Source organism: Pseudoflavonifractor sp. BSD2780061688st1 E11, assembly GCF_005844125.1.
Lineage (GTDB): Bacteria > Bacillota > Clostridia > Lachnospirales > Lachnospiraceae > Sellimonas > Sellimonas catena.
In genome coordinates, this window is record NZ_SPHM01000016.1 from 1 (window position 1) to 26,425 (window position 26,425).

The following is a 26,425-nucleotide window of genomic DNA, read 5'->3' on the forward strand; positions in this document are numbered from 1 at the left end:
TAAAGCAGATAGCTTATTAAAGTGCGCCTAAAATATCCGGTTATCCACTTTTCATTCCAAAACTCCTTCCCTGTACGAATTTTCCTTGTTTTGCTTCAAGTTTACGAAGGAGTTTCGCAATTACCTAATCATTCATACAGTCATACCGGGAAAACCAAAATACAACCTGCTTATTTTCAAGTATCCCCAGTAAACCTTGCGGCGAAGTGTAATGATATATTGTGTCTGATTTGTCAAAACTTCCTAAGCCTTCATATTCAAATGCCTTGCTTCCGCACCATGCCATTGTATTTTCATTTTCCATATAATCACCCAAATTTTTTTATTAAACTGCTTACTATTAATGTTACCTTAAAAGATAGTAAAAAAAACTTCGAATAGTGTGTCTCGGTTGTATCAATTCACTGAACACCCCATTCTTTAAATTATCTCGCCATTCAATTTTTACTTTCATATAGTCAATTGTATTATATTCTATTAACAAAGTCGGAAATAGATCTCCCGTATCATCTTTAAATGCAACTGCCTGATCAATATTTAAAAATTTTCTTGAATATAACAATTCTCCTTGTTCTGTTAATAATCCTTGTTTTGATGGAACCACTGAATATATCTTTAAATCTCGTATGCCCTCACGAGAAAGTAATATTCCATAGATAATTCCATTATTTTCTTCCTTTTGCGTTATTTCATCAACTATTTCGTACTGTGAATAATCCATTTTACGCAAAATGACTTTATCCTTCCACACAGGTCTAACACTTAAAATTGTAATTATACGTCCCACAAAATAGAAAACAAATAAAATTAATGTCGCAACAGACGCAATTAAAGAAACATTATCAGTCATCTTATTTTTTCACCCTCAATAACATAATTCTATTTAAAATATTCCTGCAACAAGCTTTCAAAAAGCAACTGTGTTTCATTCAATGCTTTTTGTATTATCAGTTTTGATTTGTCGACTTTTTTAACAAAAACCTCAAATTCCTCTTGTAAGACTAACGCAGGTATTGGAACTCTTAATGTTGCCAAAATCTTCTGATTTAGATTTTGAATATTTGCCCCTCGCCCTGCCATCTCTTTTCTCATCGAATCAGTCTTCAGAACCCTTAGTAAATAGCTGGATAATATATCAGGATTTTTTATACGAAAACGAATGCAAAATCCACTAAAAGTCGTGGGAATGTTATCTGGGTACACTACAACACTTCGGCCTACCAATGCCTTATTTCCATTAGAGCGAACAAAAACAATATCGCCATTTGTAAGCAAATAATCATCAGACGGCATTTCATTTAATGAAATCGTAGGAAGTTTTGAAGTATCTTCTATAAGCGATAAATCTTTAAAATCACCAACACCTAAGCAGTGAATTTCGACTCCAGAATCGTCCGTGTGAAAGTTCATTCCATTTTTACACTCACCCAAATTTGTAAGATTATCAACCGGCCAATCGTACGGGTTCTCTATTGGATCCCCAAACATCTCAACAAATCGGGCTTTAATGAGTTCGTCCAATAGCTCAAGTTCTCTTTTGCGTTCACCTATCACAACTTCTATTTTTGATAATACCGATACAATCTTACTTTGTTTTTGTTCATCCGTATCAAACTCGAATTCAAACTTACCCAAATCAGCCTTCTTTATATTGGGCATGCAAGCACCTGATCGAATATCAAACAATCTTTCTTGCTGACTCTTTAGTGCATAATACAAATATCTTGTATTCTTGGGTCCATCAAAAAGATAATAACAATGTGCCCCACACCAAAATGGTTCTGTCACATAGTTTACATATCCTGATGAATTTCCTCCTTCAGAAATAGTAACAGTGTTTCCCTTAACATTTGCGGCGTTCCATCTTCCAGATGGATTGATGCCACCATTTAAGTATATATATTCACCATTTTCGATAAGGTCATCTCCATTTATTTGAGTACCCTTTAAGTATTTAGTTACGTCACTTAGCTTAACTCTCATAATTCATCCCTACAAATTCCAATTTATTCTTCCTTATCTTACTCCAACATCTCATCCAACTCCGCAAGATTCTTGGTAATTTCCATTTCCAGCTCATGTAGATTCGCCATAATCTCCTGTGTAGACGGATACTCTACCGGCACATATTCCACTTCTTTATACTTATTAATGGAAAGATCATACTCATTGTCAACGATATCCTGTTTTTCCACAAAGAAAGACTGTTCCGTCCGTTTTCTCTGTGTCTCCTGATCTCGATTTCGGAATCTCTCTATGATATCCGGTATATCATTTTCATTGATTGGATTACGTTTATCATCCAGGCTGAATCCATCTGCCTTCATGTCATAGAACCATACTTTATCCGTTCCGCCATGTCCTGTTTTCGTAAAGATCAGGATAGCAGTGGAGACTCCTGCATAAGGTTTAAACACACCGGAAGGCATAGAGATAACCGCTTCCAGACAATTTCCTTCCACCAGTTCTTTGCGAATCGACTTATGAGCTTTGGAAGAACCAAACAGGACTCCGTCCGGTACAATGCAGGCACATCTTCCACCTGTTTTCAGCATTTTCAAAAACAGTACTAAAAACAGAAGTTCCGTTTTCTTCGTCTTCGCAACTTTCAGTAGATCCTGAGATACGATATCATAATCAAGGCTTCCCTTAAACGGCGGATTTGCCAGAATCAGGCTGTACATATCCCTGTCCGTATTCTGATCAGAAAGGCTGTCTCTGTATTCAATATAAGGATTGTCCACTCCATGAGTCATCATATTCATAGCTCCAATACGCAGCATGGTCCGGTCCATATCAAATCCATGGAACATATGATTCATATAATGCTCTTTATTTTTTCGATCAAAAAATACTTCTTCCTTTTTGTTTTCTTTCAGGTATTCACTGGCAGCCACTAGGAAACCAGACGTTCCGCAAGCAGGATCGCAGATGATTTCATCCGGTTGCGGATCCATCAGCTCCACCATCATTTTAATGATATGCCTTGGTGTTCGGAACTGCCCGTTTACTCCTGCTGTCGCCAATTTCGACAAGAGGTACTCATAAACATCTCCTCTTGTATCTGCGTTTTTCAGCTGTGCCATCTGATCGTATATTTCATCCATGGCAGTCACAATTTTATCCAGCATCAGTGGTGTCGGTATTTTAAAGATTGCGTCACCCATATATTTGGCATAGGCGCTTTCTTTATTTCCATGAAGATTTTTAATAAATGGGAACACCCATTCCTGCATGGTACTGTACATTTTCTGAGCCGGGAAATCATGGAATACGCTCCATTTCAACTGATTGCCGGCAATCCGGCGATCTCCAATCAGGACTTCCTCTGCAAAAATACTCTCATATGGAAGTCCCAGCATTGCGCTTTCTTTGATATGAAGATTATCTGCATCGTCCAGATCGCGGATAAACATCAGATATGTCATCTGTTCAATCACATCCAGCGGATTAGTAAGGCCTCCAGTCCAGAATATTTCCCATAAGCCATCAATTTTATTTTTCAATTCACCTGTTATCATACGATTCATTCTCCCTGTTCCATACATAGGCAGTATAACGACCGCCTCCGATTTTTAATATTTCACCTTTTTTCACCATGTCTGTCAAAGCACGTTCCACCGTCACACGGCTGATATCAGGACATTTCTCCATAATCTGCGCTCTTGTCATCTTTCCTATAGACCCACGCACAATCTCACGAATACGCTCAGGTTTCGACATCCCGCTGGTAGCTAGCAGCTGTACTCTGGATGAAAAATCACGGTAAGCTGCAACAATGACTCCCAGCATATACCGGACAAATGGTGCATCATCATTTTCCTCTTCATGCCAGTTATAAGAACTCTCCTGTAGAGTTTCATAATAAGTTTCTTTTGTCTGTTCAATCAGCTTTTCAATACTGATATACATTCCTACAATATATCCTGCCCGGTATAACAAAAGCAGCGTCAGCAAACGACTCATACGTCCATTTCCATCATTAAACGGATGAATACACAAGAAATCCAATATAAACATAGGGATCAGAATCAATGGATCACACTGGGAATCCTTGCAGGCATCCTGAAAGGCATCACAGATTGCGTCAATATATGCCGGCGTTTCCCATGCCGGAACCGGCTGAAATCGTATCGATTTATTTCCCTGTTCATCCTCCTGTGCAATCACATTATCGGATGACTTAAAACTGCCACCTGCATTTCCTGCGAATTTATACAAATCTCGATGCAGCTGAAGGAAGATGGATGATTTTACGGGTATATAATCATAATTTTGATGTATCGTATTTAACACATCCCGATAACCCGCAATTTCTTTCTCACTTCTTGTTTTAGGCATCGTCTTATCACGAACAATTTTTTTCAAACGATCATCCGAAGTATAGATACCTTCGATTTTATTGGACGCCTCCGTACTCTGAATTTTTGCAACTTCCAGCAACTGGGTAAGCGTATCTGCTTTTGCCTCCACAAACAACGTCTGCTCCCCTTTATACTCATGAATCTGCGCCACTAAAGCAACAATATCGGGTTGTAATAAACGTTCATATCTTTTCTTATAATCAAAAGTTCTCATGAAATCTCCTTACAAAATCTCAAACTTAACTTAGTTTCATCTTATCACAAAACATCGTCATAATCAATTTCAATATCGTCATTTTTTTATTTTTGACGAGATTAAAGTACATATGACGAGTTTAAAAAATAGTATATAAATCGTTTCTCAAATCAATTTTCAAATTACAAATCCCCTCCCGGAAATTCCGGAAGAGGATCTTGCACTTATAATTTACTTCTTTATTTTGCTACTGGTTTACATTTTTTATAACGTCCATCATCAATAACACCCCCACCTGAATCCCTATCTCCATATACACACTGGCAGTTTCACTGGTCACTTCATTGGAAAGATCCAGCAGCTCCGATGTGGGATTCTTATCATATTTTGCTACTGCCTTTTCAAATCTAAGATACGGTTCCTCTAACCGTTCCTCATAACTCCTGTTATCTTCTTCTGGTCCACTCCCAAACAAAAGATAATCCGCTATTCCCCGTATGGTTGCTCTTTCAAATATCTTTTCGATGTACACTCCTAATTCCTCCTCTATCCGCATCAAAACCTAATTCTACAGGCAATCTCTTCCATGACTCCTTTTCCGTTCTTTTTTCTGTTTCTGCTCCACGTCTCGTTTCTTTTCTTCCAGACGTTCATGAATACTTTTCTGCTTTGTCTGCTCTGGAACGTTGGCTTTGATCACCCAGTACTTCTTTTCCGGGATTCCCTTCTGATCCCATTCACTCTGAAGTTTCCGCACACCTTCCAGTTCAGTAACTGCAGCTTTATAGGCTTTTTTCACTTCCAGTGCATTTTCATATCCCTGCATTTTGGGAATCTCGCTTAAAGTCTCTTGTGCTTTCTTGAGTTCCTGTCGTTTTCCGGTGATCTTCTGCTCCAGTTCTTTCTTCTCTTTCCCATGAAACCACTTTTTCTGCACTTCTTTCAGATCTTTCTCCAGCCTGAGCTTTGCTTTTTCAATGGCGTAGATCTTCTGTTCTGCTTTCTTCATCTTCTGCAAAATACAATCCAGTCTCATTACTTCCGCTTCCTGCAGAGCTGAAGATGGTCTTTCTCCTTTTGCCGACTCCGGTAGTGGCGCCGGTGTCACATCAAATCTCAGATCATGGCGGATCAGTGGGTTTCCTCTTGCGTCAAATTCTCCGTTCCGGATCTCTTTCATAAACTGAATGAATCCTCTCAGTTTCCCGATGGCTTTCTACAGGATACTTCGGAACTGATCCGGTTTCCAGCCTTCCTTAATGATCGATTCTTGAGCAGGCACAGTGATCTCTTTTTCTTCACCTGGCGCAATTCTTCCTCTGTCACTCCTTCCGTCACTGCCCGGTCCACCATATGATTCCATTCCTGCCGGAGATAATTATCAATTCGGATTTCCTCTGCCTTTGGATTGTTCTTTCCAATCTTTCTGGTCGGCAGATAAGGACTGTTCTTATCAAACACCTTCAACTTCTCTGCCGGATCTTTTACCAGTTCATTGATAAGATCCGTATAGTAATATTTCATTTCTTCCGTAAACTTCTTGGACTTGAATTCCTGGTTTTTCGGTTTGAAAAGATTGGTTTCATAAACTTCTCCCTTCTTAACGATCCTGCATCCCGGACGGATCTCTCCACGTTCATCCAGGATCTCTTTCTTCGTCCGGACGTGTTTTCCGTTTTCATCATAGAACAGATTCCTTGCAGCAATCTTTCTTTCCGGAACATCTAATTCTTGTCTTTCGGAAAAGATCAGATGAATATGAAGATTGGTTTTTGCCTTATTATGGTGCATAGCGCTTGCCACCGCCACATCAAATCTCTCCACAAACTTTGTGGAAAAATATTTCAGCAGCATATCCGGATCATATTGGACCAGGCTTGGCGGCAGCATGATGATCAGCTCTCTCGCCTCAATACATTTCCCCTCTGTACCGCTTTTTCTGAAATCCTCCTGATTTTCTTTTGAAAGGTAAGTCCAATATTTTGACTCCACATTTGTAAAGGTGGCATATAAATTTTCCTGTCGTTTCGGATCCGAGATATAACGCACCCTGCCTCTGACATTAGGCAGTTTAACCACCTGAAGAAAACTATTTTTTCCATTTGTCATGTATCTCCTTTCCGGCGGTGGTACGTCAGATTATCCCTCTGTTTACACGCCGGTCTGCCCCGCAGGGCCTTCCGGAGGATTCTCTTAAGGAAGTGCCGGTGTCAGTTTCTTAAGGGAAAAGCTCGATGCAGTCGCGAAATACACAGAGTATAAATCGTCAGATTTGTGCGATGGGTGTATTTCGCTCTCAATCGCCGAGGGCTTAGTTTCTGGCGTATCCGCCTTTTTCTTTCTGCCCGTATCCGGGCCTTATTTCATTCCTGTGTTTTTAACTTTCAAAGTTTTTTTCTCCCTGTTCACACTTCCCTGTTCACAAACTTGTGAACAAACTTTTGTGAACAAGGCTCAAAACATTTTTAAAGTTAACTTTTACTCAAAAGGTAACTCCTCATTTTCATCCACCTTCATGAATCCATCCGGGTCTTTTTTCGGAAGGATCCGTTTCCATGAACGCTGAGTTCCCAGTCCCCCAGAGAACCGGTGATTTCCATGTTTTTCCCATCCGGTGATCTCATTGTCCATCAGATCTCCGATCTCTTTTGATTGCCATTTCGGCACAATGCCTTCCTGATGAAACACTTCCTGGTAGATGATGGTAGAGCACACATAATCCTCTTCGTAGTTGTCCAGAAAAGCCTGGATCATTCCGGTCTGTGTATCCTCCGGCATAAAATCCTTCTGCAGGGATTTCACATAGTCTTCCATATCCGGAGAGAAGGTCAGCAGGATCTTTTCCGTCTTATAAATCACCATTGCCTCCGCCCATGCCTGGATGATATACTCCCTGGATTCTTTCTCATTTTTATATACCGTCACTTCCGCTTTTTCCGGGCAGACCTTCACCGGACCAAACCGCCGGTTCCCGGTCCTGTCAAAAGGAAGGAATGCCAGGTCATTGGATGTCCCGCAGAATACACACTGCCGGTACCGATCCTCCGCCCGTCTTTCATACGGGATCCGGTATGTGTCCTTCTGTCTGCTCAGAAAAGATTTGGTTTCCTCAATACTCTTGGCATTGGCCACCGCATTCATTTCCGACATTTCCACAATCCAGTGGCCCTGCAGATATTCATAAACCTTCTTGTCATCCAGCCGTTTCATATCATCCGTGAACCACTCATCTTTAATTGCCAGATATTTGAAAAAGGTGGATTTCCCCGTTCCCTGTCCGCCTACCAGACAGAGCATGATGTCATATTTGGTTCCCGGTTCATACAGTCTGCTGATAGCTGCCATCATGTGCATCTTCATGATTTCCCCGGTATACTTCTGATCCTCAGCTCCGAAAAAATGTGTCAGCATATGGCTGATCCTGGGCGTCCCGTCCCAGGTAAGCCCCTCCAGGAAATCAATAATAGGATGAAAGCTGTTATTATTTGCCACAATGTCCACGGCTTTGGTGATCACCCGGTCACTGGTCAGCCCGTAATTCTTTTCCAGATACAAGGACAGATTGTTCATATCCGTATCTGTCATCTGAACACCTCTTCTCTTCCATGGCACTTTTTTCTTAATATCAATCTGACAGGTCATCTCATTTCTGCAGATGGCGCCTTTCAGGCAGGGATCATGGTCCAACACATGTTTGCAATTCTGGATAGACTGCCGGATCCGTCCTTTCTCCGTTACTTCCAGGGATCCGCGGATCTCTTCTGTACTCAGCATTTCATCCTCTACAATCTTTTCTAATTTCTTCAAGGACTCCTCGCTGATATTCATCCATTCTCTGCTCAATATCCGCCACCTCCTTCCTCTTGTCCATAAAGAATTGTGCAATCTCTTCTCCGCTTCCGGCCAGCAGGATATCCAGATACACATTGATCTTCCACTCATTACTCAATGCCTCCAGAAAATGTTCCTCCTCAAAAGGATCCTGTCGCGATGAGTAAAATTTCTTCCAGAATCTGATCCACGACAGATAGTCAGTCAAAACCTTTACCGCATGATTTTTCCAGTCCAGAATCTTGTTTTTTACGGAAAAATGATACCGACTTTGTACCATTGAGGATGCCCTGTTCCGGGACTTTCCCAGTGCATGTTTCTTCTTTTCAGACTGAATCGGCAGTCCAAAATCTGTGATCAGCTTCTGTGCCGCCTCGAACTGGGATATTCCAAACAGTCTGGAAGTAAAATCTATAACGTCTCCTTTTGCTCCGCAGGCAAAACAATAGTAATTCTGGTCAATCTTCATACTGGGATGGTGATCATCATGGAAGGGGCAGCATGCCATCTTATTCCGGTTGATCTTGATTCCATACTGTTCCGCAGCCTGCAAAGCAGTAAGATACTCTTTGATTTCTTTAAAAATGTTCATGTCTTTTCCTCCTTTGTCATATTTTTTCTTTCATTCACAGGAGGAATTTGCTATAATGCAAATAGAACTATTTGCATTTAGACAGACTCCTCCCGTAGAAGGAAGGTTTTCTGTTTATGGGGTTTTACCAGAGCCCGCATTAGTTTTGGCTTGATGTGAGAATGTCCTTGTTACCAGCAGGGGCATTTTCTTTTTGTTCAGAAACACTTCCTGATCTCTGCATGCTGTGATTCCTCCTTCATCCCGTTCAGTGTCAGAGCCACCATCTGCAGGGTTGTTAATAAATCTTCATCCGGGCTTTCTCCGGTTTCCAGCCGTTTCAATTCCTGATAGATCTTGTCCATCTGTAGCTTCAGTGCTTTATAGATTCTGGAACTTCCCTGTATAGTTACTTCCCAGTCCATCAGTTTTCTGAGAATATAATCCTGTTTCTGAAGTCCCGACAGCGAAACCATGCAGTCAATCATCTCCCACTCTCTTTGTGAAACACGGAATGCAACTGTCCGGTTTCTCCACCTTCCTTTACTATCTTTGGATTTTTGCATAGAGATCCTCCTTTTCCATGTTCATACGCTCCTGTTCAAGTCTCTCAGCCATCTTATCCTGAACATCCGGAAACAGATGTGCATATTTCAGTGTGATCTTCTCAGCTTCATGCCCCATCCTTTCAGCAATCTCAAATGGAGTAAATCCCATATGGATCATTAAGGACACATGGCTGTGACGAAGTGCATGGACTTTAATCCTTTTTAATCCGGCTTCTTTTGCTCCTCTCCGAAGTTCGTGATCCAGATACGATTTGGTAAAAGGAAAGATTCTCTCTCCCGGTTGCAGATTATAGAACATTGCCATATATTCCTTCATGGATTCACACAGGAAAAGTGGCATTTTAATAATTCTGTTGCTTTTCACCGTTTTGGGCGATGTGATAATATCTCTTCCCTTTGAGCGGTGAAAGGTCTTGCTGATTTTCACGGTTCTCGCCTCCAGGTCAAAATCTGATGCTGTCAAAGCCAGCAGCTCTCCGGATCGTAACCCGCACCAGTACAGCATCTCAAATGCGTAGAAAGATCTTGGCTTATCCATCATGGTTGCGGAAAATCTCAGATACTCCTCCTGAGTCCAGATCTCCACTTCTCTCGGTTTCTCTGCTTTGAACCCTCCGGCCCTTTTTGCAGGATTATTGGGCAGGTTATAAAAGTTCACCGCATGATTGAAAATAGCGGACAGCTGTGCATGGATTGTTCTCAGATATTCTCCTGAATAAGGCTTGCCTTTCTCGTCTCTGTATTTCAGCAGTTCATTCTGCCATGCAATCACATCCTTGGGTGTAATCTCAGCAATTTTTCTTTGCCCGAAATAAGGCAGAATCTTGGTCCTTACCAGATTGCCTTTGATCTCCCAGGTGCTTTCCTTCACTCTTGCTTTCTTGTTATTCGAATAAATATCGTAAAAGCTCTCAAAGGTCATATCCAGTTTGGCACCCTGTTTTAACAGTTCTTCCCGTTCCCAGGCCTGAGCCTCTCTTTTTGTGCGGAATCCTCTTTTCTGGGTCTGTTTCCTCTCGCCCTTCCAATTGGTATAGCGGTAAATACATCTCCAGGTACCATTTTTTTCGTCTTTGTATACTGACATATCATCACTCCTTTCTCATCATTCTCTGTAGCATACTTTTTTCAGGAAATAATTCGTATTTACTCTTCCTCCCACAGTCAGATAGCCCATATCATTCAGCTCCTTATTAAGCTGTCTCACTACCTTGTAGGCGTAGGATTTAGATACGCTCATCTCCTTTGCAACATCATCCACTGTCATAAATGTTTTTTCATTCATAGTTTTTCTCCTTTCTTAACTCTTTTTGTTTAAGTTCCTGCATAATCATAATACTAAACATATTTGTTTAAGTCAATACTTTCAGAAAGAAAAGCTTAAACTTTTTTGTTTAATTTTATCCTTGTTCTTCCATATTGCCCATGTTATACTTTTACTAAACAAATTAATTTAAGGAGGCTTTACCATGGCAACTGGAAAACGAATCCGATTCTTCCGTACCAAAATAGGGCTGACGCAAAAACAGCTCGGAGAGAAACTTGGTTTTACCGGAAGAACATCTGATGTACGCATGGCACAATATGAATCCGAGGCAAGATCCCCGAAACAAGATCTGATCAACCAGCTGGCACAGATTTTTCATGTGGATTCACGTGCCCTTACCGTGCCTGATATTGACACCTATGTCGGCCTGATGCATACCCTTTTTGCCCTGGAAGATATGTACGGCCTGAAGATCAAAGATATTGACGGGGAACTCTGCCTCTGTCTCGATAAATCCAACACCTCCTTCTCTTCGTTGTTTGATATGTTTTCTTCATGGCAGCAACAGGCGGAAAAACTGGAAAAAGGGGAAATCAGCAAGGATGAATATGATGAGTGGAGATACAGGTACCCGGCACTGGACACATACTCCAAATGGACCAGAATACCATCTCAGGAACTCAGTGATCTGTTTACAAATGAAAATAAATGATCAGAACTAAAAAAACCTTACTGCCCTTCAGCTTTTTAAACTGAAGATCAGTAAGGTTTTAATATGAAATAAGATATGCATTATTCTTTGAATAAGTCCCTTAAGTTGCCGATTCGTTGCCGGAACTTAAACAAATTTGCTTGCAAGTACCGGTTTTACTGGCTTTCTGAAGGGGTACCCTTATTCAAACTCCCCAAAGTCATTGTGCAATCGTGGTATTTCTAGCGGATTTTTCGCAGTTCTCGTATCCATATTATACTATTTTTTAGAGGTATTTTGAGTACCCACAGGTTTTAGTACCATAATAGTGCCATGGTTCCTTTTCTGTTGAAATTATATTTACAATGTCATTGAAGTCAGTCTATAATTTTCAGCTTCATTTTTTGCCTCATTTTTAGCTTCATTTTCTGAAGCTGAAAAATTCAGATTTTTAAGGATAACAGTAAGTTCCTCTTGGTCAGAACAGTATCAATACTCCATTCTTAGATTTTGGAAAACACTAGTCTTCGTCATTCTTCATAGCTTGTAATTTCTCCAATATTTGCCTAATCGCATTTCGTGGAATCACACACTCTTCATCCATGTGTTTTTCCAGTCTAATCCAATCTAAATTTTCATCGAGTAAATAGTTTTTTATTTCATCTTTAACAGTTGCTCCTATTGTCTCCAATAGACTAACTCGTAAAGCTAAATCTAAGACATAAAAGACATACAAATTGACCATATTATCAGTATCACTATTCGGATCACTTATAAATGAACCTAAACTTGATGGTTTATAAATATAATGCGTAAGTTCTGTTCTAGTGTCTTGCAAAACCTCTTTTGCCTTATCAGACGGTACACCTAACATATCTGCTCCGATTTTGTATTTCTTTGTTAAACGTGTACCAACATCTATACATTCTAATACCTTGTTAATATTCCCTCCATTGTTTTTTTGATTACCATGCAAAAAAGCTATTGCAAAACCGTCGCATATGTGCATTAACAATACTAATCTATGTTCAATATTTACTGCACTGTAATTTTCTGAATGCAAATAAAAATATGAAGAAAATAGTGTTTTATTTAAAGATTTCTGTTCCCTGCCGACATTTCTAATCTGTATATATCGTGTAATAATATCTTCCGATATTTCTCGGTGGTTTCTGCCAATCAGTAAAGCACTGTTTTTCCACTTAGAATCTGTCACATAATATGGCACTCTAAATAATTCTTCAACATCACGTTCAATATCGTCTACCAAATATTCAACAGGCTTATAAAAATATCCGTCATTCCATGCTAAAATTTCCCATATGGCATAAATAATTTCTTCCAAATTATCTTTACCAACAATTTGTAACTCACAATATGTTCCCTCAATTATAAGGTCTACACTCGTTCCACTTTTATATATAAAATGTATTTCTTGATTGCTCCATGCTGTTGGATTGGAATTTATTTCAAAAACGATTTTCACTTTTTGTGTGAACAATTCATCAGAAACTAATTCTTGTATTTTATTTTGATATTTTTTTAATAATGCCTTATCTCCAACAATAATTTCATTAAACAGCTCTTCTCCTACTTTTTTTCTTAAAATCACTTCTACAAGTTTAGGATTTTTTAACTCGTTTCCTTTTATCAAAGATTTTGGCCTAGCTTTTGTTGATTCCGAAAATCCCAAAGTGCAAGCTCCGTCAGCAGTTGCAAACGAACAAACAACCTTATTCTTTTGAAAATTCTCTTCTGTCTGTAATCCAGTTTTAAAAAGCCCCATCATATCCGGCAAGACTTTAATTTTTCTTCTAACAGTACCTTTTACAGCTTTTTCATCCTGTCCCCTTTTGATAAAATCAAAATCCGTATTCTCTAATGTACCTTGAATGCATTTGTCAAAAAAATCTTGGGAACTAATATTTGAATGTACTCCCGTCAAATGTTGAAAATTATTTTCCATTGCAGCTACTATGTAGTAATCATTCTGTACAAATGCCTCTGAACAGACCAAATACTCATAGTCAACATAAATTGTCTTATATTGTTTAGCCGCCTTTATTATCTCCAAACGGACACGTTCTTTAAAACTTTCTTCAGCCATTGTACTCCTTTATCAAGAAAAAAGGATGACCGCAGCCATCCTTTTTCTGATTTTTAGCAGTTTACTCTGTAATGGGAATGAGTTTAAGGTCTTCATCCCGACCACTGGAAACGGATTTTAAGTCGCCGTTCCGACTATATTATCTTCTTTTTCTATTTTAAGTATACACTATAATATGCTGAAAGTCAATTATTTACCACATCTGTTTCTCTTTCTCTGCATATGAACAAGAAAAAGAACTTATTCCTTTACATAGTATAGCATACCCCTGTCAGATTACAATATTATTTATATACTATTCTATGTACTCTTCCCCCTGCCAATGCCTTGACCATACCACACCCTGCACAATACGGTCACTCACTTATTCCTCTACCGCCTGGAACAACTCAATTAGCGATTTCAGTCCGGCCAGCTTTTCCATATCCACTGCGTCTGCGGATACTACTCTTTTTAGCTCTGTCTCGATTTCATCCATTCTATGCTGAATATCCATCAACATCTTCCTATTGGCCACAATCTCCAGTTTTTGCTCCAGACTGCTCTGGATCATGTAATCCTGTTTTTTCTTCCCACTTATCAAAATTCTCTGTTCCAATTCTGCCCGTTCTTCTGGAGACATACGAAAATTAACGATTATATCTCTTTTCCGATTATGTTCATCCTTCTTTTTCTTTGGCTGTGCTTTTTGCCTTGGTCTTTTATACATACTCTTTACCCTACCCTTTCCATATTCAGTTTTTCAGCCATATCCTTCTGTGCGGACGGGAACATATGAGCATAGTGCAATGTAATATCAATACTTTCATGCCCCATTCTCCCGGCAATATCCACCGCCGAAAATCCCATATCAATCAGCATAGAAACATGAGAATGCCGAATATCATGGATTCTGATTCTCTTGACTCCCGCCTTTTCTGATCCTCGAATCATCTCATGATGAAGAAAACTTTTTGTGATCTGGAACATCCGGTCATCATTTTTAAATCCATACAGCATAGCCAGATATTCTTGGAGTTCCTCACAAAGAAAATCCGGAATGGATACGGTACGGTTACTTTTCTCTGTCTTAGGATCAGTAATATAATCTTCTCCCTTTATTCTCTGATAAGATTTCGTAACAGAAATAGTTTTAGCAGAAAAATCTATATCTGCTGGTGTCAAAGCAAGAAGTTCTCCCACTCTCAAGCCAGTCCAGAACAAAACTTCAAATGCGTAATATGCCTGCGGTTTATCAATAATTGCCTCTGAAAATTTCTTATATTCTTCCTTCGTCCAAACCAACATTTCTTTTCTCCTCTCTCCACCCATACTTCCGGCCTTTCTGACCGGATTTTCTTTCAGTTCATATAGCCTGATCCCGTGGTTGAATATAGCGCTCAACTGTGACTGTAAGGTTTTCAGATATACTTTTGAATATCCATTTCCATCTTCATCACGGAATGACATCATTTCATTCTGCCACCGCACCACGTCTGCTGCTTTGATTTCATTCATTTTCTTATTACCGAAATAAGGTAGTAATTTTGTCTTGATGATATGCTCTTTAGTAAGCCATGTATTATACTTTAACCGTGGTTTCATATCCTCCGCATAGACTTCCACAAAATCTTTAAATAACATATCCAGAGAAGCCTCCTGTTTCTGCCGGAATGTTTTTTCCCAGTCCAGAGCCTCCCTTTTGGTCTTAAAGCCTCTTTTCTTCTTTTTCTTATTATTACCTTGCCAGTCCCGGTAATAAAATGCCACATACCATGTATTTCTCTCCGTATCTTTGTATGCTGCCATCACTTAACCTTCTTTCAATCCATAAAATCGCTCTTCATAATACTTCCTACTTACCCGGCCGGCCACAGTAAGGTATCCTTTCGCATTCAATTCATCGTTCATCTGACGAACTAATTTGTAAGCAAAGGGCTTTGACACTCCTAGATCCTTTGCCACAGTTTCTGCAGTTACAAATAATGTATTTTCCATGATCATTCCTTCTTTCCAGACGTCCTGCGCCTACTATATCGCACATCAATGAATAAGTGAAATGTGCAATATTTTCTATCGCAGACTTGACACATCCAAATGAAACTGATTCATGTTCATCAAATCAGCTTCATTCAATAATATTTCTTCCTTATTAAATAATCGTATCCCTGTCGTACATTACAGAACATACACGTTTCCTTTATTGTCTGATCCTGATCTGCCCGAATGATAAAGTGTTCCTTTGAATTGTAAAATGGCTTTGCACACACCGGGCATAAGCACATCAGAATCGGTTTATCCAGCTTTTTGATCTCCATGCTGGTACGCAGTGCCTTATCCACTTTTATCATCTGTTCCCGGTTCAGCCTGCCAACATAATCATCCAGTCGCCCCTTGTCCAGTGTCCGGATCTGCTCCAACAGCACAAAAGATTTCTTCTCCAGTCCGTTGATCCCATTGATCGGTACATGTGTCGGAAGTTTTGTCTTTGGTCTACTCGTGATAGCCGCAACAATGACCGTTGGACTGTGCCGATTCCCCCGGTTGTTCTGGATGATCAGCACGGGGCGGTATCCGCCCTGCTCACTCCCGAAAACAGGATTCAGATCTGCGTGATAAATCTCTCCACGCCGCATTTCTTGTTCTTCCACAATCATATCTCCTTCCTCTTATACGCCTTAGAACTCTCTTTGTTCCGTAAGGATCTCCCCGCTCTTTTGAAACCATTATTCATTGCGAGTATGTATCAGCCGGACGCAAAGCATTTCTTTGTATCCGGCTACCATAATTGCCTGTTTCAGCCTATTTGTCCTCGACGCCCCGGCTGTTATCGCATGTATTTCATGCGGGGGAATCATCAAGCGGCTGACTGCTGATCAGCTCCACGGGCCTGTGCCCCTCTGAGGTTCTCCCAAAGCTGTCCTCACTTGTTGCGACGCTCTTAACGCTCGACTTTATGACCGGACAGGAGTATCATCATACCTGTTGCCTGTTATCGCCTTATCAGTAGCAATCTGACAGTTATAGCCGGGTATTTCCCGCTCCCCGGACAATTAAAACAGCCGCAAACCAATTCTTCTATATATGTGGGATTTCGCTGCCTTTACCCGTCCGGATCATGGCGTACCTGCTAACGTGGCTTACGCTCATCACGATAACAACAGGAACGTACTTGATGAATGAGTATGTATTTGTCAAGGAACGGAAGGCCAAAAAAGACCTCTCACTTTATTAGCCGTTAAGTGAGAGGTCTGCTCCGCTATTTCAAATATTTTTTCAATTTTTTTATAATTTCTTCTTTTCTCCTATGGACAGTACTTGGAGAAACACCTATTTGCTTTGCATATGCTCGTTCCGTTTTTTCTTCGTAGAACAGTGCATAAATCAATTCTTGATCCTTCTTTGGCAACCTTAAGAGCGCCATATGTAATTTTTCCGTAGCAATTTTTTGAATTACAATATCCTCCACACTCTCATAGCTATCAGGAAACTGCTGTGCGTTATCTTCCATAAGCCTGTCCAAAGAATCTTCCCGGCTTGGAAGGATTTGTTTTATGTTTCCATCCTTATCTTTAACCGTCCGTCCTGTTTTCAGATCATTTTCAAAATATCTTATTTTTCTATCGCCTTTCATATAGGCTGCATATACCTCATCTGTTACCTCTATGAATTGACCATGAATCCATATTTTCTTCTTACCAGCACCCACACTGTTACCTCCATTCGTCTGAATTTTTTTTGAAATCCAGATCGAATGGCGGCGAGCGACACCCAACAAAAACAGATGAATTTTCCGTTTTACTGCTGTATGATAAATTAAAAACCGCAAAGGCGATTACACCCTCACGGCTATAGGAATTTTTATATCTTTTAGCAAGAAATATTACTTCTACTTTTACAACGCAGAAGTTCCATACAATAGCAAGAATTTTTTTAACAATTTATTCCTGCTTTTAAACAAAACTTTATAGATAACTGCCGCTTAATATTAGAAGCGGCGTGTCAGACTCAGACCAACACAAAAAAATCCCTCCAAACTCAAAACAGAATTTGGTGGGAATCAGAAGAATTAAAGACATGGAAAATAAGCCCACCCAAAACACTGTTTTTTTATTTGGCGGACTACCTAAACTAATAGAAAAGAGCCAGTACATTTTAAGAATATCTCTCAATGTATCGGCTCTGCGTCTAAGCGTCTGGCTCTGTTATGACAAATAATTTACTTTTGATTATATTGATCAATGTTTCCTGTTTACATTTCGGACAGAACAGAGGTAAATTTCTAACAATTGTATCTTCACGAATTTTTATCCGGGTTTTGTTTCTGCACACGGGGCAGTATATCCATTCTTTATGTCGCATTATTCCCTTTCTCAAATTATTTTACTTGTATATTATTCTACCATTTTTATACTCTAAGCTCTGCACTTGCGTCGTATCAGAAACTACTACTGTTTCATAACTTGTCGGACGAAAAATCTTGTAAAGGCGTTCTCCTTGAATGTAATAAATATTATTTCCATCTACTACAAAAGAAGTAATAGATCCTTCATCGGAAAGCAATTCATCCACTGTCTGCTCACGCTCAAGCAGTCCCCAAAAGGTTGCTGTATTATCAGATCCACTTCTGAAATACATCTGAGTAGAAAAATTTTTTAAATTAATTTTATAAATCTCAAATCCGTCTCCAACATTCCCTTGAGTTGTATAATAGCAAGCATTTTCATCTACATAAATGCTGGAGATAGAACCATATTGATCAAAGGGATCACGAGTTAACAATATAGTTTTCCCCGTTACTTTATTAGTAGCAGTAATAGTATTTTCTACCATATCCAGTTCTACTGTATAGTTGCTATTTTCCCCCTGTGACGTATCTCCCAATAAATTATAGGAAAATTCATTCGAATCACTTTGACTGCAGCCAGTTAATGAAAACATTGAAAGAAAAAAAGCAGATAACACGAAGAGTGAGCGAACTGGTTTTATTTTCTTTCTTCCAACATAGCTTCTACAGCATAACCAGAGCAATAAACAAATAATAAATAGAAAAAACATCAACAAAACTCCTAATTGTACTGGCGAAATTCCCTGGAATGTCACAATATCAATTAAATTCCATTCTTCATCATAACCTACTTCCGTCAGTTTTCCCCACAAATAGCCGGTTCCAGCCAACAAGCCTGCAGGAAGCGGCAGGATATATTTAAGGAAGCTGCTTCCGATCAGATGAGGCAAAACTGAAATCGCTATACCCGAAAATGTCGTTAATATTGTCTGCTGAAACAAAACGGAAAACAGGGCAATCAAAACCGCAAGCCATGCAGCCCCTAAACATCTGCAAATAATTACTATCACATAAGCCTGACCAATTGAAATAAAATAAGGAGAATTTTCAAAAAAGGACAAACTTTGCAAAGGATAAGATACTCCATCTACCCCAACAGATAACGCCACGACAGAGAATTGAATTAGCTGAAACAACATCGTAGTTCCAATAGCCAGTGTTATCATTGTAAAAAGCTTTATTCCGGCTAATGTAGTTCGACCGTTTCGGCATGAACGGAGGATCTGCGCCATACCACATTGATATTCTCCACAAAAAACCGGAACACAAAGAGCCAAAAGGCATAGAATCAAAATTGCATTTACTCCATCATGTGTCAACAGAGTATTCCAGCCTCGTTCATCCATGATATAACGATGCGTAGTATCTTCTTTCGCATAATAATATTGATTATAAACAGTTAGGAAAACATTCTTTTTGGCATCATTGTTCTGTATGACTTCTTCATATTCTGACTCCATCTCCTTTGACTTCTCCTCTGTAACTTTCCCCTGCCAGCGGTTGATATATGCCAGATAAGTATCTTCATTCCGATCAATTACATAACTGCTGTCATATCCTCCAACTGTACAAAGCACTGCATAAAAAGCTAAAGAAAGCAGAAGAAGTAAGAGCCATTTTTGATGAAATACAATTTTTTTTATTTCCACTTGCAGCATAATTTCCTCCTAATTGCCATAATCAGTAGATATGCCATTACCATTTGAACGATCAATACAATAAAAATCTGAAGAACGTATATTCCTCCAAAGCTGACGCCCAAAAGTCTTTCTAACAGTAAATTTCCGTTTGTTAGGGTAAATGGACTAATGCAGGCAAGGACTTGTTTCCACCATACGGAAGAAAGCGCCCAGCCAGAACAGTAGTTTAATATAATACATAATCCCATTCCTGCCAGGCATGGATACATTGACTTTTTAAAACAAGCTGACAGAAAAATTAGTAAAAGCACTGTCACGCTGAATCCGATAGCCTTAGCTCCACAAATCAATACATAAAACATCAAAACTGATCCGGAAAAGGGAGTATTTCTGTAACTTTCAATAGCATAAAGGGGACTATTCCATCCTTCGAACCCGCACAAAAGTCCAAATACCAGCAAGTTAAACAAAGCAAATAAAGCTGTGATTAACCAGGAAAATATTACTGCTGAACCGCATTTGGAAAAAAGCATTGGCCACCTGCCCCGCTTGCAAGAAGATAAAATTAAAATCATTCCATTTTCTTTTTCACATGTAAAGGCAGGGGCTACTGCTAAAACGAGCAAAAGAAGTATCAGCAAATCTGAAAAATCATAGGACAGCAATGACTCCCATCCATCATATAAATAAAACTCTGAAATGCTGCGTCCATTATAGTGATCCAGAATATAAGCATTTTTTGTTGTTTCTGCTTTATTTTTATTTTCTTGATAAAATTTCAGATTTTCTTCTGCCTGAGTCAGAACTTTTTCCATTTCAGAGGAATATTTAACACTGTACTCCATATATGGATAGAAATAACTATGGAATAAGTAATAGTCTCCAAAAATATATCCACTGTAAGTTCCTTCCTGCGGTTTACGGCTGTATGTTCCATCTGCCGTTAGTTTATCCAGTCTTTGATATTCAGACGTTACAAAGCTAACCGTTTTTTCTGTAATTTCACCCTTAACTTTCTCATAAATTTCATTGTATCCCGCCTGCATACCGCTTGTATTAGCCGCTACAGGTTTAATCTCTCCAGATTTGTAATCTGTAATGATTTTGACTGTATTTAGGCATAAAAACAGTATCAGCGCAATTATCGTATAACGTCGCAGAATATTTTTTCTGGCTTCCAAATAGAAAAAATTCATACTTGTCCCTCACTAGACTGAAAAAATGTATACAAAAATAAATCATCTAAGTTTGGAGCAACCGGCTTCGCATTTTCAAACGGCTTGTCATTATTCACAACCCGGAGTAAATATGACGTTCCCTGTTGTTTAATATTACTTACACAATAAGTATCTACCATTAAGGCCATATCCTTCTCGTTGGCAAATATTTCCCATACCTTTCCTTTGATACTCTTCTCTAGTTCACTAGGTGTTCCCTGCATGACAAGTGTTCCTTTCTGCAGCAGCAAAATTTCTTTGGCAATGTATTCTACGTCGGAAACGATATGAGTAGCCAAAAGAATTATCCGTTCATTTGCCAGACGTGAAATAAGATTACGAAACCGAATACGCTCCCCAGGATCAAGCCCCGCCGTAGGTTCATCCAACACCAATAACTTCGGATTATTTAAAATTGCTTGTGCGATTCCCAGCCGTTGGCGCATTCCGCCAGACAGCGATCCAATTTTTCTGCTGTAATGTTCTTCTAAATTGACAAACTTCAGTGCTGAGCCAATACTCTCATTAGCCTTATCTACGCCCTTAAGCTGACACATATATGTTAAAAATTCCCGTACTGTAAAATTTGCATAAAATTGCGGATACTGAGGCATATATCCAATTTTATCAAAGTAGCTCCTTCCCATTTTAGCAGTATTTTTTCCATCCAAACAAATCGTTCCGCCATTGGCAGATAAGATTCCAATTAAAATGTTAATAAGTGTTGTCTTCCCGGCTCCATTCGGTCCCAGCAAGCCGTATACTCCCTCTGTCAAAATGGCAGAAACATTTTTAAGTGCCGGGTATTTTCCGTAATATTTTGTAATATTTTGAAGTTCCAGTTTCATAAAGTATACCTCACGAAATATCTACCGCTTGTGAAAGGGTATTACCGTTATCCGTTCCCAAAGCGGCATAAGCAGAATGACCAATTACTAAAATTTCATATGGTTTACAATTTGTGTCCATCGTATAATTCTGTTCTGCCACTTTTGTACCATCACTGACCTTATAACTCCGCACAAAACCGCTTGGACTGTCACCACCAGCACAAGTTACAATGTACTGACCATCTTTAGATACTGCAGCCAGACCGCTTTCTTCGCCACTCTCCACTCGTATCTCTTTTCCCTGTTGCTGCCCTAAATCTATAAAGAGAATAGAACCAGTTTTTGCCGGACCGCCCATACTATCAGGCAAAACAGTGTCAGAAACAGCCGCATACTCTCCATTCACAGTAAGAGCAGAACCAGAAAAGTCACTGGCTGTAAAAACAGCGGCAGTATCATTCTTCAAATCCACACTGCCATATGCCGTATCCTTTTCCTGGCCCGTAATACTTCCATAAAACGCAAGATAATTACCACTATCGCTGTATCCAATTGCCTCATAATAAACCTCTTCATTCATAGAAACAGATATTTTCTCCTGCTTCTGAGTAGCAAAAGTATATTGATATAAGCTGGAACCCTCCGCATATATAAGAGTTTTCCCATCAGGTGCGACAGAAAAGACTTGTCCCATTATTCCATTGACAAGAGTCTCATCAGATAATTCATATTGTTCTATCAGATTAAGTTTCTCGTCAAATAACCAGTAACTCAATGTTTCCGCAGAATCATTGCCCGAAATTATTGTAATACCGTCCGTTTTCTTTACATCTGCCGCCGTTGGACTGGACAGCATTACAATATATCCTTGACTGGTTCTGTCCGTCAGCAATACTGTCTGCGCATTTTCAAAAGAGTGAGAAGCAATTACTGTCCCGGTAGATAAGTCAGTTAAATTCAGTTTGTTAGCATCGTAATCATATTCCGGGGATAGAAAATCGTTACGGTCATCTGTACTCTGATTCAATGATTCGCTATCAGTCTCCTGCGAAGCTTTAGCGTTATCACTTAACTGATTACTCATACTTTTTTCTGTTTCATTATTACTGCAGGCAGTAAACAGAGATAAACTAATTATTAGAGTAAGTAAAATCTTTATTCTTCTCATACCTCATTCAGCCTCCTCGTTAACCAAAAGAACAGATTGTGTTTTAATAGGATTATTTATTTCAATGTTTTCCGGGGTAACGGCAATAGCATAAATCGTATTTAGTTTTCCTAATTCTGAAGTATCAATTTGAAATGTAGCCTCTACCATCTCATTTTTCACTGTACGCACAGAAAGGTAGTCTGTTCCGTTAAGTTCAACTGGATGATGATTAACGAATAAAGTAATATTAAAGTCCGCCTCCGGGCCACCATAAAGCTGCACCTTAACTGTTGCCGTTTTACCGTCAGTCTGAATGTAATTGTCGTCTTCCACTCCCAGAGACAAGGTTGCCGTTGTGTCCAAAGTATCTATAGCGTTCCATGCTTTCAAAGTATCTAATACGTCCTGTGGCACATCCGTTACAGAATAGTTTGTATCCGCAACTTTTAAAGTCTGCTTAGGTGGATCTGTCTCAAAAGAAATATAGCGAGAAGTGGTAGCAGACTCTTGATGATAAAATCCGTATCGTGGATTATCTGTTCCTTCTGCCACAAAACTCGGCTTCAAAATGGTAACAGCCATAATAGGAACTGATTCTCCAACCGCACCTGTCACGGGCTGAAATACCATGTCAAAATTCTCTTGCTGCTCATAATCCAGATTAAAAACCTGCATATAATTTTCTTCTAGCACTGTACCGTTCTCATAAACTGCTGAGTAGGGTTGCGCCACGCCGTCCACAAACAAAAGCACTCCAATCTCTGTAGTCATACCAGCAGACGCTCCAGTAATAGAAAATGGAATTTCTAACGGTTCTCCTTGATACTCATAGACTGCATCCATTGCGTCCTGAAAACCAAACTCAGCAGATCCAACTTCATTATCTGCTGGTTCTTCTTCAAAATAAGCGTCTAAATTTTCTGTGTCATCTGTAGACTGTTCCTTTGTCTGAGATGTACTGCATCCTGTCAGCAAACAGGAAAAAGTCAAAAAAAGAAAAAGAAATTTACGCATAAAAAACTCTCCTTACTTATGTTGATAAGGAGAGCATAAAGAAAAAAAGTCTATGTTTGGTCAATCAATTTAAATTTTTTCTGCACTTATTTTCATTTGAACGCAAGCCCCACCCATGTTACTTAACTGCAATTCACCGCCAAGTTTGTGACAAAGTGTATTACAAATGGAAAGACCTAATCCAAAATGATCATTTTCCGTATTTTCTTTAAAAAAAGGTGTAGCCGCAGAGCAGAGTGCTTCTTCTGAAAATCCAGCACCATCATCATATATTCGTATAGTGAGCAAGTTCTTCTTCCAATCAGCCTCCATAACAATCTGATGACGAGCAAAACGTATCGCATTGGTAATTACATTATCAATCATGCGGTGTGCCAAAATCACATCCAGCATAACCTGATATTCGGGAATTTTTTCAATATTCATAGAAAAATGGAGATGATTCCGCTGCGCTAAAATAATATATTCATCTTTCTGTTCCTCAAAAAATTTTCTCAACGAACAGGCAATTGGTTTCACAGGAAGAATATCCAGAGCCTGCACTTCCCGTATCTCGTTTACATATTGCTCCAGCCGATCCGTTGCGAGAGAAAGATTGTGTATTGTGTTCAGCAATTTCTTTTCACTTATGCGCCCTAACGGAACGTTACGTGACAAATATTCTGTATAACCTTTCATAACAGTGATCGGGGTCCGTAAATCATGAGCAATAGATGCACTTAATTTGCGCCTCTCCTCCATCATGCTCCATGTTTCCTTGTTGCTCTTTAGCAGGGCCTCACGCATTATATTCATTGCCCTGCAAAGTTCTCCCATTTCATCGGTGGCCGGATACTCCATACAAAAATCCAAATCATTTTGAGAAATACGGTCAGCACTTTGCAAGAGCAGAAACAGTGGCCGCTTTATTTTCACTGAGTAGAACATCCATGCGCAGAAAATTGTACCAAGAACAAAAAGTAAAGTAGGTACAATAATCATAGCTGCCTTTGCCACATAATAAGCTACACGCTGAACATTGTTTAAATTGGCAATTTGATATTCAGTGGATAATATCACTAACTGTCCATTTTCTCCGGGAACAATTTGCTCATCATCTGCAATAATCCAGTTATATTCGTCCTCACTCTGCTGAGGGGATGTGATTTGATAATCTGTCACACTTGCCAAAATCTTATTTTGTATTTTAACGCTGGTAAAAATAGTCAATGCTGAAAGTCCTGCAACAAATACTGCCATAACAAGTACAAGAGAGATAAAAGCTTTGCGAAGTGGCATGGAACGTAACCATTTTTTTATTTTATCCATTTATATCCGCACCCCCAAACAGTTTCAATATACTGTGTTCCAATCTTGTTCCGAATACGGCGGATATGTTCTTTTACTACTGCATTATCAGCATTACCTTCAAAGCCACGGACTCGTTCATAAATCACTTCACGGCTAAAGACTTGACCGGGATGTAGAGAAAGTAATTCCACAATATCAAACTCAACTTTAGAGAGTTCGATTATCTTATCTTTTCGCAAAATAGCTCTTGCTGCGTAATCCACCATAATGTCATCAAAAACCCGTACACTGATTTTTTGCTGGATACGGCTTTCACGACGCAGATGTGCTTCTACTCGTGCTGTTAGTTCCGCCAAACTGAAAGGTTTCATAATATAATCATCACCTCCGGCCTGTAGCCCTGCCACACGGTCTGCCTCTTCAATACGTGCCGTCAAAAATAAAATCGGACAGGTTACATGATCCCGGATAGCTCGACACAAATCAAGTCCATTCATGCCGGGCATATTAATATCCAACAAGATAATATCGGGCTGTTGAGCCAGTTTATGTAGGGCTTCTTCACTATTCTTCGCTGTAATTACCCGGTAATTTTCTAGTTCAAATTGATCGCAAAGCATATCCAGTATCATTTGCTCATCATCTATAATCATAATTGTATAACCCATAATTATCACCTCTTTGGCATTATAATAGGGAAATGTCTATAATCCGTCAAGTTTACTTATTTTTTATTACTTATTTCTCTCTACATTACACTGTAACATACTCAACTTAAAAGCAGCCAATTCTATTTCCAGCGTATATCAAAAACCTTAAACAGTATCTCTTATATTTCACTATATAAGCATTATATTTTCTCTAAACAAGATATTAAATCTCCTGTATTAAGAGATGTTACTTTCTTTTATAGGAGATGTAATTTCCGTAAAATAACTTATAGAATTATGGAAAATGAGGTGGTGAAAAGTGGACGATAAAAAACTATTTAGAGAAAACCACTATGGAATAAATTTTGCTCCCATTGGCAAGGCAATTGAAAAAGCACGGGTTGAAAAACGTATTACCAGAGAGAGCATAGCTGAAACTGTTGATTATTCTGTCCGCCAAATTCAGGCGATTGAAAGAGAAAACCAGCTTCCCAGTGTCCCTCTACTTTTATATTTGTGTAAAATTTTCCATGTTTCTCTGGATCATTTTATTTTTGACACAGAACCTATATCCAAAAGTTCTATCCGCAGGCAATTAGATTCTGTTCTAGATACTCTGGATGACAGAGATCTGTTGGTTATTAAAGCGACAGCAGAAAGCCTATGTAAAGCAAAAGAAACAGCAGAGGATTAACCTCTGTTTTTCTTTTG

The 26,425-nt window shown here is 39.2% G+C and carries 28 protein-coding genes; 2 read left to right on the plus strand and 26 right to left on the minus strand.

Features of this window, described 5'->3' with window-relative positions; all coding sequences use genetic code 11:
- Positions 1–346 precede the first annotated feature (346 nt).
- The 12 genes from FGQ85_RS08855 to FGQ85_RS08915 form a co-directional block, all read right to left on the minus strand.
- The gene (locus FGQ85_RS08855; protein WP_138373255.1) at positions 347–850 is read right to left on the minus strand and encodes a hypothetical protein; all 504 of its coding nucleotides are present in this window, start codon (positions 848–850) and stop codon (positions 347–349) included.
- A 29-nt stretch (positions 851–879) separates the two neighbouring features.
- Positions 880–1,983: a restriction endonuclease subunit S gene (locus FGQ85_RS08860; RefSeq protein ID WP_138373256.1), complete on the minus strand. Its 1,104-nt coding sequence runs from the start codon at positions 1,981–1,983 to the stop codon at positions 880–882.
- A gap of 38 nt (positions 1,984–2,021) precedes the next feature.
- Positions 2,022–3,521, minus strand: a complete 1,500-nt coding sequence (locus tag FGQ85_RS08865; RefSeq protein WP_138373257.1) for a class I SAM-dependent DNA methyltransferase — start codon at positions 3,519–3,521, stop codon at positions 2,022–2,024.
- The gene (locus tag FGQ85_RS08870; RefSeq protein ID WP_138373258.1) at positions 3,508–4,578 is read right to left on the minus strand and encodes a Fic family protein; all 1,071 of its coding nucleotides are present in this window, start codon (positions 4,576–4,578) and stop codon (positions 3,508–3,510) included. Before FGQ85_RS08870 ends, FGQ85_RS08865 begins: the two co-directional genes overlap by 14 nt.
- Before the next feature lie 229 nt (positions 4,579–4,807).
- Positions 4,808–5,092: a hypothetical protein gene (locus FGQ85_RS08875; protein ID WP_138373259.1), complete on the minus strand. Its 285-nt coding sequence runs from the start codon at positions 5,090–5,092 to the stop codon at positions 4,808–4,810.
- A gap of 36 nt (positions 5,093–5,128) precedes the next feature.
- The gene (locus FGQ85_RS18820; protein ID WP_243128525.1) at positions 5,129–5,740 is read right to left on the minus strand and encodes a hypothetical protein; all 612 of its coding nucleotides are present in this window, start codon (positions 5,738–5,740) and stop codon (positions 5,129–5,131) included.
- A gap of 17 nt (positions 5,741–5,757) precedes the next feature.
- Positions 5,758–6,669: a MobA/MobL family protein gene (locus tag FGQ85_RS08890; protein ID WP_138373260.1), complete on the minus strand. Its 912-nt coding sequence runs from the start codon at positions 6,667–6,669 to the stop codon at positions 5,758–5,760.
- Positions 6,670–7,038: 369 nt separating this feature from the next.
- Complete coding sequence (locus FGQ85_RS08895) at positions 7,039–8,334, minus strand: virulence-associated E family protein (protein WP_138373306.1); 1,296 nt, start codon at positions 8,332–8,334, stop codon at positions 7,039–7,041.
- Position 8,335: 1 nt separating this feature from the next.
- On the minus strand, positions 8,336–8,983 hold the full coding sequence (locus FGQ85_RS08900; RefSeq protein WP_138373261.1) for a CHC2 zinc finger domain-containing protein: 648 nt from the start codon (positions 8,981–8,983) through the stop codon (positions 8,336–8,338).
- Between the two features lie 197 nt (positions 8,984–9,180).
- Positions 9,181–9,528 (minus strand): mobilization protein, encoded by a 348-nt coding sequence (locus tag FGQ85_RS08905; protein ID WP_138373262.1) that lies wholly within the window; start codon positions 9,526–9,528, stop codon positions 9,181–9,183.
- Positions 9,509–10,618, minus strand: coding sequence for a site-specific integrase (locus FGQ85_RS08910; protein WP_138373263.1), 1,110 nt, complete (start codon positions 10,616–10,618; stop codon positions 9,509–9,511). The genes FGQ85_RS08905 and FGQ85_RS08910 overlap by 20 nt, the downstream gene beginning before the upstream one ends.
- A gap of 18 nt (positions 10,619–10,636) precedes the next feature.
- Positions 10,637–10,816, minus strand: a complete 180-nt coding sequence (locus FGQ85_RS08915) for a DNA-binding protein (RefSeq protein WP_138373264.1) — start codon at positions 10,814–10,816, stop codon at positions 10,637–10,639.
- 184 nt (positions 10,817–11,000) lie between these two features.
- On the opposite strand from FGQ85_RS08915, the gene FGQ85_RS08920 reads away from it, so the two are divergent.
- Entirely contained in the window at positions 11,001–11,510 is a 510-nt protein-coding gene (locus tag FGQ85_RS08920) for a helix-turn-helix transcriptional regulator (protein ID WP_138373265.1), read from the plus strand.
- Positions 11,511–12,009: 499 nt separating this feature from the next.
- Here the strand turns inward: FGQ85_RS08920 and FGQ85_RS18355 are convergent, their stop codons facing one another.
- The 14 genes from FGQ85_RS18355 to FGQ85_RS08990 form a co-directional block, all read right to left on the minus strand.
- Positions 12,010–13,596 (minus strand): PBECR4 domain-containing protein, encoded by a 1,587-nt coding sequence (locus FGQ85_RS18355; protein WP_171027923.1) that lies wholly within the window; start codon positions 13,594–13,596, stop codon positions 12,010–12,012.
- A gap of 364 nt (positions 13,597–13,960) precedes the next feature.
- On the minus strand, positions 13,961–14,194 hold the full coding sequence (locus FGQ85_RS08930; protein ID WP_138373266.1) for a hypothetical protein: 234 nt from the start codon (positions 14,192–14,194) through the stop codon (positions 13,961–13,963).
- A gap of 116 nt (positions 14,195–14,310) precedes the next feature.
- A complete protein-coding gene (locus FGQ85_RS08935) occupies positions 14,311–15,384 on the minus strand; it encodes a site-specific integrase (protein WP_138373267.1) in 1,074 nt (357 codons plus the stop codon).
- A gap of 3 nt (positions 15,385–15,387) precedes the next feature.
- Entirely contained in the window at positions 15,388–15,573 is a 186-nt protein-coding gene (locus FGQ85_RS08940) for a DNA-binding protein (RefSeq protein ID WP_138373268.1), read from the minus strand.
- 134 nt (positions 15,574–15,707) lie between these two features.
- The gene (locus FGQ85_RS08945; protein ID WP_243128526.1) at positions 15,708–16,226 is read right to left on the minus strand and encodes a type II toxin-antitoxin system PemK/MazF family toxin; all 519 of its coding nucleotides are present in this window, start codon (positions 16,224–16,226) and stop codon (positions 15,708–15,710) included.
- A 608-nt stretch (positions 16,227–16,834) separates the two neighbouring features.
- Positions 16,835–17,284: a sigma-70 family RNA polymerase sigma factor gene (locus FGQ85_RS08950; protein ID WP_138373270.1), complete on the minus strand. Its 450-nt coding sequence runs from the start codon at positions 17,282–17,284 to the stop codon at positions 16,835–16,837.
- A 479-nt stretch (positions 17,285–17,763) separates the two neighbouring features.
- Positions 17,764–17,937, minus strand: coding sequence for a cysteine-rich KTR domain-containing protein (locus FGQ85_RS08955; RefSeq protein WP_087168596.1), 174 nt, complete (start codon positions 17,935–17,937; stop codon positions 17,764–17,766).
- A gap of 21 nt (positions 17,938–17,958) precedes the next feature.
- Positions 17,959–19,581: a hypothetical protein gene (locus FGQ85_RS08960; RefSeq protein ID WP_138373271.1), complete on the minus strand. Its 1,623-nt coding sequence runs from the start codon at positions 19,579–19,581 to the stop codon at positions 17,959–17,961.
- Entirely contained in the window at positions 19,563–20,759 is a 1,197-nt protein-coding gene (locus FGQ85_RS08965; protein ID WP_087168598.1) for a hypothetical protein, read from the minus strand. Before FGQ85_RS08965 ends, FGQ85_RS08960 begins: the two co-directional genes overlap by 19 nt.
- Positions 20,756–21,628, minus strand: coding sequence for an ABC transporter ATP-binding protein (locus FGQ85_RS08970; RefSeq protein ID WP_138373272.1), 873 nt, complete (start codon positions 21,626–21,628; stop codon positions 20,756–20,758). Before FGQ85_RS08970 ends, FGQ85_RS08965 begins: the two co-directional genes overlap by 4 nt.
- A 10-nt stretch (positions 21,629–21,638) precedes the next feature.
- The gene (locus FGQ85_RS08975) at positions 21,639–22,778 is read right to left on the minus strand and encodes a hypothetical protein (protein WP_138373273.1); all 1,140 of its coding nucleotides are present in this window, start codon (positions 22,776–22,778) and stop codon (positions 21,639–21,641) included.
- A 3-nt stretch (positions 22,779–22,781) separates the two neighbouring features.
- Positions 22,782–23,774, minus strand: a complete 993-nt coding sequence (locus tag FGQ85_RS08980; RefSeq protein WP_138373274.1) for a hypothetical protein — start codon at positions 23,772–23,774, stop codon at positions 22,782–22,784.
- A 69-nt stretch (positions 23,775–23,843) separates the two neighbouring features.
- Positions 23,844–25,082 carry a HAMP domain-containing sensor histidine kinase gene (locus tag FGQ85_RS08985; protein WP_138373275.1) on the minus strand — a complete coding sequence of 413 codons (1,239 nt, stop codon included), beginning with the start codon at positions 25,080–25,082 and terminating at the stop codon, positions 23,844–23,846.
- Positions 25,070–25,732 (minus strand): response regulator transcription factor, encoded by a 663-nt coding sequence (locus FGQ85_RS08990; protein WP_087168603.1) that lies wholly within the window; start codon positions 25,730–25,732, stop codon positions 25,070–25,072. Before FGQ85_RS08990 ends, FGQ85_RS08985 begins: the two co-directional genes overlap by 13 nt.
- A gap of 301 nt (positions 25,733–26,033) precedes the next feature.
- Between FGQ85_RS08990 and FGQ85_RS08995 the strand changes: the two genes are divergently transcribed.
- A complete protein-coding gene (locus FGQ85_RS08995) occupies positions 26,034–26,408 on the plus strand; it encodes a helix-turn-helix transcriptional regulator (RefSeq protein WP_138373276.1) in 375 nt (124 codons plus the stop codon).
- The last annotated feature ends 17 nt before the right edge of the window (positions 26,409–26,425 follow it).

What these genes read in the sequence shown, in the direction of transcription:
- FGQ85_RS08855 (WP_138373255.1), bottom strand. Translation starts at nt 850, where the DNA reads ATGACTGATAATGTTTCTTTAATTGCGTCTGTTGCGACATTAATTTTA.
- FGQ85_RS08860 (WP_138373256.1), bottom strand. Translation starts at nt 1,983, where the DNA reads ATGAGAGTTAAGCTAAGTGACGTAACTAAATACTTAAAGGGTACTCAA.
- FGQ85_RS08865 (WP_138373257.1), bottom strand. Translation starts at nt 3,521, where the DNA reads ATGATAACAGGTGAATTGAAAAATAAAATTGATGGCTTATGGGAAATA.
- FGQ85_RS08870 (WP_138373258.1), bottom strand. Translation starts at nt 4,578, where the DNA reads ATGAGAACTTTTGATTATAAGAAAAGATATGAACGTTTATTACAACCC.
- FGQ85_RS18820 (WP_243128525.1), bottom strand. Translation starts at nt 5,740, where the DNA reads ATGAAAGAGATCCGGAACGGAGAATTTGACGCAAGAGGAAACCCACTG.
- FGQ85_RS08890 (WP_138373260.1), bottom strand. Translation starts at nt 6,669, where the DNA reads ATGACAAATGGAAAAAATAGTTTTCTTCAGGTGGTTAAACTGCCTAAT.
- FGQ85_RS08895 (WP_138373306.1), bottom strand. Translation starts at nt 8,334, where the DNA reads ATGCTGAGTACAGAAGAGATCCGCGGATCCCTGGAAGTAACGGAGAAA.
- FGQ85_RS08900 (WP_138373261.1), bottom strand. Translation starts at nt 8,983, where the DNA reads ATGAACATTTTTAAAGAAATCAAAGAGTATCTTACTGCTTTGCAGGCT.
- FGQ85_RS08905 (WP_138373262.1), bottom strand. Translation starts at nt 9,528, where the DNA reads ATGCAAAAATCCAAAGATAGTAAAGGAAGGTGGAGAAACCGGACAGTT.
- FGQ85_RS08910 (WP_138373263.1), bottom strand. Translation starts at nt 10,618, where the DNA reads ATGTCAGTATACAAAGACGAAAAAAATGGTACCTGGAGATGTATTTAC.
- FGQ85_RS08915 (WP_138373264.1), bottom strand. Translation starts at nt 10,816, where the DNA reads ATGAATGAAAAAACATTTATGACAGTGGATGATGTTGCAAAGGAGATG.
- FGQ85_RS08920 (WP_138373265.1), top strand. Translation starts at nt 11,001, where the DNA reads ATGGCAACTGGAAAACGAATCCGATTCTTCCGTACCAAAATAGGGCTG.
- FGQ85_RS18355 (WP_171027923.1), bottom strand. Translation starts at nt 13,596, where the DNA reads ATGGCTGAAGAAAGTTTTAAAGAACGTGTCCGTTTGGAGATAATAAAG.
- FGQ85_RS08935 (WP_138373267.1), bottom strand. Translation starts at nt 15,384, where the DNA reads ATGGCAGCATACAAAGATACGGAGAGAAATACATGGTATGTGGCATTT.
- FGQ85_RS08940 (WP_138373268.1), bottom strand. Translation starts at nt 15,573, where the DNA reads ATGGAAAATACATTATTTGTAACTGCAGAAACTGTGGCAAAGGATCTA.
- FGQ85_RS08955 (WP_087168596.1), bottom strand. Translation starts at nt 17,937, where the DNA reads ATGCGACATAAAGAATGGATATACTGCCCCGTGTGCAGAAACAAAACC.
- FGQ85_RS08960 (WP_138373271.1), bottom strand. Translation starts at nt 19,581, where the DNA reads ATGCTGCAAGTGGAAATAAAAAAAATTGTATTTCATCAAAAATGGCTC.
- FGQ85_RS08965 (WP_087168598.1), bottom strand. Translation starts at nt 20,759, where the DNA reads ATGAATTTTTTCTATTTGGAAGCCAGAAAAAATATTCTGCGACGTTAT.
- FGQ85_RS08970 (WP_138373272.1), bottom strand. Translation starts at nt 21,628, where the DNA reads ATGAAACTGGAACTTCAAAATATTACAAAATATTACGGAAAATACCCG.
- FGQ85_RS08975 (WP_138373273.1), bottom strand. Translation starts at nt 22,778, where the DNA reads ATGAGAAGAATAAAGATTTTACTTACTCTAATAATTAGTTTATCTCTG.
- FGQ85_RS08980 (WP_138373274.1), bottom strand. Translation starts at nt 23,774, where the DNA reads ATGCGTAAATTTCTTTTTCTTTTTTTGACTTTTTCCTGTTTGCTGACA.
- FGQ85_RS08985 (WP_138373275.1), bottom strand. Translation starts at nt 25,082, where the DNA reads ATGGATAAAATAAAAAAATGGTTACGTTCCATGCCACTTCGCAAAGCT.
- FGQ85_RS08990 (WP_087168603.1), bottom strand. Translation starts at nt 25,732, where the DNA reads ATGGGTTATACAATTATGATTATAGATGATGAGCAAATGATACTGGAT.